Origin of the sequence: Psychrobacter sp. ENNN9_III, from assembly GCF_001462175.1 — a bacterium.
In the GTDB taxonomy this organism is placed as follows: Bacteria; Pseudomonadota; Gammaproteobacteria; order Pseudomonadales; family Moraxellaceae; genus Psychrobacter.
This window is the reverse complement of sequence record NZ_LNUO01000116.1, coordinates 1-7,135: the sequence shown is the minus strand read 5'-3', so window position 1 is coordinate 7,135 and position 7,135 is coordinate 1. Positions and strand designations below refer to the sequence as shown.

The window sequence follows — 7,135 nt, the reverse complement described above, 5'->3', positions numbered from 1 at the left end:
AAATAACGTTATTTGGTAGATTTATTTACTAACTTTATTGGTAGTTATGCTCAACAAATCCTATCGTTAATCGATAGGAGCAAGTAACTCTAATAAAGCTTCAACGCTACTTGAGCGTGTAAGCTTTGGATTGATAACGACGCCTAGATAGCGCTGTAGCTCAATATTATCAGCCATGTTAATACGTTCTAAATCTTGACTAATTAACGTCTGCGGTAGTACAGACCAACCAAGTCCCACTGATACGAGCATACGAATGGATTCTAGAGGGTTAGTACTCATTGTTGCATAAGGTTTTAGATTGTGTTTGGCGAACTCAGCCAAAGTAATTTGACTGGTAAAAGTATTAGCCGAGGGCAAAATAGCAGGATAGTGGGCCAACTGCTCTAAAGTTACATTAGTCTTTGTGGCTAAAGGCGATAACGTACCTGTCATAAAATATAGTGGATCCGACCATAGCGTATGATAAGTTAGGCGCTTGTCATAAACAGGCGGTAACGTTAAAAAAGCCAAAGATAAGTTACCATCGAGCACTGCTTTGTGCGCTTCTTCTGAATCGACAAAATGAACTTCGAGCTGTACTGCAGGATAACTTTGAATAAAGTGTTTTAATACTGGTGCAAGATGATGCAAGCCAATGTGATGACTTGTACCAATGACCAATTTACCAGAGACCATTTGCTTAGAGTGTTGCAAGTTTATTTTAAAATTCTCATAATCTTCTAGCCAGCGTTTGGCATGTGGTAGCATCTCACTTGCTGCTTGTGTCGGTACAATACCTCGGCCTACTGTATCAAATAAGATAATATTGAACTCGTCCTCTAGATTTTTGATACGTTTGCTGACAGCAGGCTGAGTGATAAATAGCTTTTCTGCTGCGCCTGAGATGCTGCCTGTTTGCATAACGGTCACAAACGTCGTCAAATTAGTGGTATTCACACCGATGTCCTTAGCTTTAAAAGAAGCTATAAATAAAAGTTGGCTTATCTATTCGTTATGTATTAGAAATAAAAGTTTGTGAATAGATAAAAATCATCAATTATTATTATAGAATTAGGCTGCTATAATCACAAGGTATCAAAGCACTTTTTGATGTTTTTATTTTAATCACTTGATAACTTATTGATAAATGATGTTCAAATAAAACATTCGCTGTCAAAGTAAACTAAGAACAGACTATAAGTATAAATAAGTAACTTTAAGCGTTTAAAACGTTTAGCATCCAACAGAGACAGCAGCGCTTTATTATAGATAATTAGCAATTAACAAAGGATAGCAACATGGCCGGTCACACGTTATACGACAAACTTTGGAATGCGCATGAAGTCACAAAGCGCGATGATGGTTCGAGTTTAATTTATATCGATCGTCATTTATTGCATGAGGTGACAAGTCCGCAGGCATTTGAAGGATTAGAGCTTGCTAATCGTACCCCATGGCGTTTGTCAGCTAACATTGCTAGTCCTGATCATAACGTACCTACAGTGGTCAAAGAGCGACTTGAAGGGGTCTCTGGTATCAAAGACGAGGTATCACGCTTGCAGGTCGTAACTTTAGATGATAACTGTGCTAAGTTCGATATTGCTGAATTTACAATTAACGATACTCGTCAAGGTATTTTGCATGTGGTTGGGCCAGAACAAGGCTTGGTACTTCCAGGCATGACGGTAGTGTGTGGTGATTCACATACTGCAACCCATGGCGCGCTTGGCTGTCTTGCTCACGGCATTGGTACCTCTGAGGTGGAGCATGTACTTGCAACCCAGTGTTTGATCACCAAAAAAATGAAAAACATGCAAATCCGTGTGAATGGTGAGCTTGGTGCTGGCGTGACTCCAAAAGATGTGGTTCTTGCCATTATTGCCAAGATTGGGACTGCTGGTGGCAACGGTCATGCAATTGAGTTTGCAGGCAAAGTATTTGAAGATATGAGTATGGAAGGGCGCATGACTGTCTGCAATATGGCAATTGAGGCAGGCGCACGCGTGGGTATGGTAGCTGTAGATGACACAACGATTGACTATGTCAAAGGTCGTCCTTATGCCCCAACGGGTGAGCAGTGGGAGCAAGCAGAGGCCTATTGGCGTACATTGTATTCGGACGACGATGCTCAGTTTGACACGATTATAGAGATTGATGGAAGTCAGATTGCACCGCAAGTGTCTTGGGGCACATCACCTGAGATGGTTGTCGATATTACTCAGTCGGTACCTACACCTGATCAGGCTGCTGATGAGACGCAACAAGAGGGTTGGTTACGTGCTTACACTTATATGGGCTTAAAAGCAGGCCAACCGATCACTGATATCCAACTTGATCGGGTGTTCATAGGTTCTTGTACCAATTCACGTATAGAGGATTTGCGGGACGCAGCAGCAGTGATTAAGGGTCGTAAAATTGCAGATACGATCAAAGAAGCCATCGTAGTAGCAGGCTCTGGACAGGTGAAACTACAAGCCGAAGCTGAAGGGTTAAACACGCTATTTACTGATGCAGGTTTTGAGTGGCGAGAGCCAGGATGTTCGATGTGCCTTGCGATGAATGCAGATAAGCTTGAACCAGAGGAGCATTGTGCATCGACGTCTAATCGTAATTTTGAGGGTCGTCAAGGTACTGGCGGACGTACGCATCTGGTCAGTCCAGCGATGGCCGCCGCCGCCGCTTTGGCAGGTCACTTTGTGGATGTACGTACATTTTAGTTGACAGACAAATGCGTTGTTCAAACCACGCAGCCTTTACAATGCGTCTTATGCTGATTGTATAAAATTATTCATTTGTGTTGATAATAAAGAATGGATTGGTTTATTCGTCAGTATCAATTAATACTATTGAAAATACGATAGGAACTATTATGCAAGCTTATAATACTCAAACTGGTATCGTCTGTCCGCTAGATCGCGCAAACGTCGATACTGATCAAATTATCCCTAAGCAGTTTTTGAAGTCTATTAAGCGTACTGGTTTTGGCGTCAACCTATTTGATGATTGGCGTTATTTAGATGAAGGCTACCCAGGTCAGGACAATAGCACGCGTCCACTAAATCCAGATTTTGTACTGAATCAGCCGCGTTATCAAGATGCTGTTATTTTACTTGCGCGCAAAAACTTTGGCTGCGGTTCTAGCCGCGAGCATGCGCCTTGGGCATTGTCCGAGTATGGCTTTCGTACGGTTATCGCCCCAAGTTTTGCTGATATTTTTTACAATAATTGCTTTAAAAATGGCATGTTGCCTATCATTTTGGAGGAAGCAATTGTCGATAAGTTGATGAAAGAAACTTTGAAAACTGAAGGTTATGAGTTAAGCGTAGATTTGGAGAGACAAGTCGTTATTGATCCTACTGGACAAGAATACTCTTTTGAAGTTGATGATTTTCGTAAACACTGTTTGTTGAATGGTTTGGACGATATCGGGCTTACTTTACAGCAAAGTGATGCGATTAATGCTTATGAGCAGCAAATGCAACAAAAGACGCCTTGGATATTTAATCAAGTTAAAGCATAAACATAAGTTTCTAAAGTTTTGTAAATCAATATCTAATAAGAGCAAGTTGTTCAACAATACAACGTTGAGTTATCGTAACAAAATGACTAGAATGAAAGGTAATTTGTTATCACTATGAAATAGTAGTCATCATTATGAATAAAAAACGTATTGCTGGATTTATAAGTGTCTCTATAGCATCAAGCTTGCTACTGTCAGGTTGTCAGCTACTAACAGGTTATCAGCAAATAGATGGTGCAGAAAGCGCTGACAAATGGGCAGGTAAGATTGAACCAATAGCTGGGGAAGTAAACATCGCTTGTTCAGGAACTTATCATTGCGAAATTATGCAAATAGACCAGACTTCGGTTATTGCGCCAGATACTCATAAGCCAGTAGATCCTAAAATGTTAAGTGTGGTCAATACGGATGATGAGATTGTTGACCGTACAAAAAATGTGCTATTCGTACCCTTAAAGAATCAGCATTCTGTCAAGGTTGTACCTTTATCAGAATCTGGTATAGCTGGAATGACGAACTACTATGCACGGGTTAAACCTGCAAAACGTGAAGTGCATATAAACTTTTATCCTGAAAATAATATGGGTTATGTTGAACGCTTTGCCATGATTCATGAGTTTGTAGAGCCGGACACTTATCTGCTCCGTGCTTATCGCAAAAAGCCTAGTCAAGATACGGGCAGTTTATTGGACACAGCGTCGCCCAATCCTCTATGTATTGATCTTATTCAAAACAATAGTATTAAGCGTCAGTTTTGCAAACAGGTGAATAATGAAAGTCAGGGTGAGTTTGTAGAAACGAATGTAATAAATCAAATAAAGCAATCAACACAAACAGCGCAGACAAAGACGAAGGTTTAATATTGTTTCATTTGACCTATTAACTTAACGTCATATTTCATGAACATAGATCGGATAAAGCAATACTAGACGCTTGTCTTTTCTTTTTTACCTATTAACAAGGATTAGTATGGCAACGATTTTAACATTAGCTGGTGATGGTATTGGTCCTGAAATTATGACCCAAGCCATCGATGTACTGCAAGCCGTCAACAAGAAGTTTACGTTAAACTTAACTCTTGAGTCTGGATTGATTGGAGGGTCGGCTATCGATGCAACTGGTGAACCATTACCAGAGAAAACACTTAGCCAAGCACGAGCAGCAGACGCAGTATTGTTAGGAGCGGTTGGAGGTCCTAAATGGGATGCTATTGAACGTAGTAAACGTCCTGAGCGTGGCCTGCTCAAAATTCGTAGTGAGCTTGGTTTATTTGCCAACTTACGTGTTGCCAAGCTTTATCCGCAATTGGCGAATGCTTCTAGTATTAAAGCTGAAATCATCTCAGGTCTAGACTTGCTAATCGTTCGTGAGCTAACGGGTGGTATCTATTTTGGTGAACCACGCGGTATTCGTACTTTGGATAATGGTGAACAGCAAGGCTATAACACCATGGTTTATAAAACCAGCGAGATTGAGCGTATCGGGAAGGTTGCTTTTGATTTGGCGCAAGTTCGTGCTAAAGCAAATGGGACACCTGCAAAAATATGTTCGGTAGACAAAGCAAACGTCTTGGAAGTTACTGAGCTTTGGAAGCAAACCATGATTAACATGCAAGAGACACAGTATTCTGACGTTGCGCTTAGTCATATGTATGCAGACAATGCTTGTATGCAGCTGATTCGTGATCCAAAACAGTTTGATGTTATAGTAACGGGCAATATGTTTGGTGATATTTTATCCGATGAAGCGGCGATGCTGACAGGTTCTATTGGTATGCTGCCATCGGCCAGTCTTGATGAAGATGGTAAAGGGATGTATGAGCCTTGCCATGGTTCAGCACCTGATATCGCTGGACAAGACAAAGCCAATCCACTAGCCACGATACTCTCTGTCGCTATGATGCTACGCTATACTTTTAAGCAAGAAAAAGCCGCTCAGGCTATTGAACAAGCGGTCAGTGATGTCCTTGATGATGGCTTACGTACGGTCGATATTTTAGATAGTAGTGAAGCTGACTTACGACAAGTAGGGTGTAAAGAGATGGGTCAGGCAGTATTGGCTAAGCTAGTATAGATAAATCTATACCAATACAGTTAAAGGTATAAAGCGACATTCCACAGTCTTTTTTAAGTATTACAAGCCCATAAATTGCTCAGCAGTTTATGGGTTTTTTATGATTCACAATATTTAGATCATAGCTTTTAAACTAATAAGCTACGTTATGAAGTATTTTTAACATAGGAACTATAAGACTAGATGTTTGTTAACATAAGTCTGTTATATTATACGATGTTATTGTGACATGATTACATTTGCTCGAAAAATAAGTAGAGATATTATTTTTATAAAAATACTTATAGGAATAGATAATTATAACCTTGTTAGGCTTTTATCATGAGCGAAAAATACAACAATGCTCTTAATATGTTGATAATAAAAAGATAAGGAATAAAACATGCGTAAATCGAAAGTTTCAAGTATTGGGGCGTTAGGACTAACTATAGCGTTATTAATGAATCCAAGTTTTGCTGCTAATCCTAATGCTGGTGATAACAGTAAGTTTGTTAGTAGTGATGTTAGTCCGGTTACCAATGGAGTCAGTCAAAAGCTTGCTGGAGATAGTGATACGGTGACTTCATTGAACAAGCTATTGCCTACTATTAAGTATACGACAAATAACTTACCAAAGTTTGCTCAAAAGGTGAATAGCGATAGTTGGCAGAAAGGGGTAAAGGTAAATCGTAGCATGAGTACCAAGCTTCAAGCTTTGCTGAACTGGAACCAAAGTAGTGTTGGGCCTGTAGATGGTTATTGGGGTAAGAACTCTCGAAAAGCCATGCAAGCGTTCCAAAAATCTCGTGGTTTAAAGGTGACGGATCATCTCAACGACGAGACATGGCAAGCATTAACTAGCAACAAAAAGCTTATGTCTCAGCCTGTATTGGTTAGCTATAAGCTAAATGATGCTGATGTGAATGTGAAAACCACTAGTATTCCTGCCGGTGCAGAAGCTAAAGCTAAGCTTGAAGGTATGTACTATGAAAGCGTCAGTGAAGCATTAGCAGAAAAGTTCCATATGAGTGAGAAGTATCTTAAAACTCTCAACCCGAATGCTAAGTTTGAGGCTGGAGAAACCATCACTGTTTATAATCCAGGTAATCCAAACACCAAGCCTGTAAGCCGAGTAGTCGCTGATAAAGCGACTGAAACTTTATATGCTTATGATGAGCAAAATAACTTGGTCGCCAGTTATCCAACGACTGTCGGTAGCACAGAAACACCCTCACCGTCAGGTACGCATAAAGTTGAAGTCAAAGTCCATAAACCTAACTACACTTATACTGGTGATGATGGCGATCAGTCGATTATTCCACCAGGGCCTAATAATCCGGTAGGTATAGTGTGGATAGGGCTGAGCAAGCCTACGTATGGCATTCACGGTTCACCGGATCCAGCACGTATTAGTAGACAAGCATCATCAGGATGTGTAAGGTTGACCAACTGGGATGCTTTAGCATTATTAGGTACGATCAAAGATGATGCAACAGTAGAGTTTAAGTAATCTCCAAACCCTAGGTACAAAAATACCGCTCAAGATTGGCGGTATTTTTTTGGCAAAATTAAGTACGATTA

General features: G+C 40.3%; 6 protein-coding genes. 5 read left to right on the top strand and 1 reads right to left on the bottom strand.

Annotation, left to right across the window (positions count from 1 at the left end; all coding sequences use genetic code 11):
- Window positions 1-66 precede the first annotated feature (66 nt).
- Entirely contained in the window at window positions 67-939 is an 873-nt protein-coding gene (locus PENNN9_RS07290) for a LysR family transcriptional regulator (protein WP_058369041.1), read from the bottom strand.
- Between the two features lie 341 nt (window positions 940-1,280).
- Between PENNN9_RS07290 and leuC the strand changes: the two genes are divergently transcribed.
- The 5 genes from leuC (at window position 1,281) to PENNN9_RS07265 (ending at window position 7,064) form a co-directional block, all read left to right on the top strand.
- Entirely contained in the window at window positions 1,281-2,699 is a 1,419-nt protein-coding gene (gene leuC / locus PENNN9_RS07285) for a 3-isopropylmalate dehydratase large subunit (RefSeq protein WP_058369040.1), read from the top strand.
- Window positions 2,700-2,851: 152 nt separating this feature from the next.
- The gene (gene leuD / locus PENNN9_RS07280; RefSeq protein WP_058369039.1) at window positions 2,852-3,502 is read left to right on the top strand and encodes a 3-isopropylmalate dehydratase small subunit; all 651 of its coding nucleotides are present in this window, start codon (window positions 2,852-2,854) and stop codon (window positions 3,500-3,502) included.
- Window positions 3,503-3,636: 134 nt separating this feature from the next.
- Complete coding sequence (locus tag PENNN9_RS07275) at window positions 3,637-4,362, top strand: hypothetical protein (RefSeq protein WP_058369038.1); 726 nt, start codon at window positions 3,637-3,639, stop codon at window positions 4,360-4,362.
- 109 nt (window positions 4,363-4,471) lie between these two features.
- Window positions 4,472-5,575 (top strand): 3-isopropylmalate dehydrogenase, encoded by a 1,104-nt coding sequence (gene leuB, locus PENNN9_RS07270; RefSeq protein WP_058369037.1) that lies wholly within the window; start codon window positions 4,472-4,474, stop codon window positions 5,573-5,575.
- A gap of 382 nt (window positions 5,576-5,957) precedes the next feature.
- A complete protein-coding gene (locus tag PENNN9_RS07265; protein ID WP_058369036.1) occupies window positions 5,958-7,064 on the top strand; it encodes a L,D-transpeptidase family protein in 1,107 nt (368 codons plus the stop codon).
- Window positions 7,065-7,135: the final 71 nt, after the last annotated feature.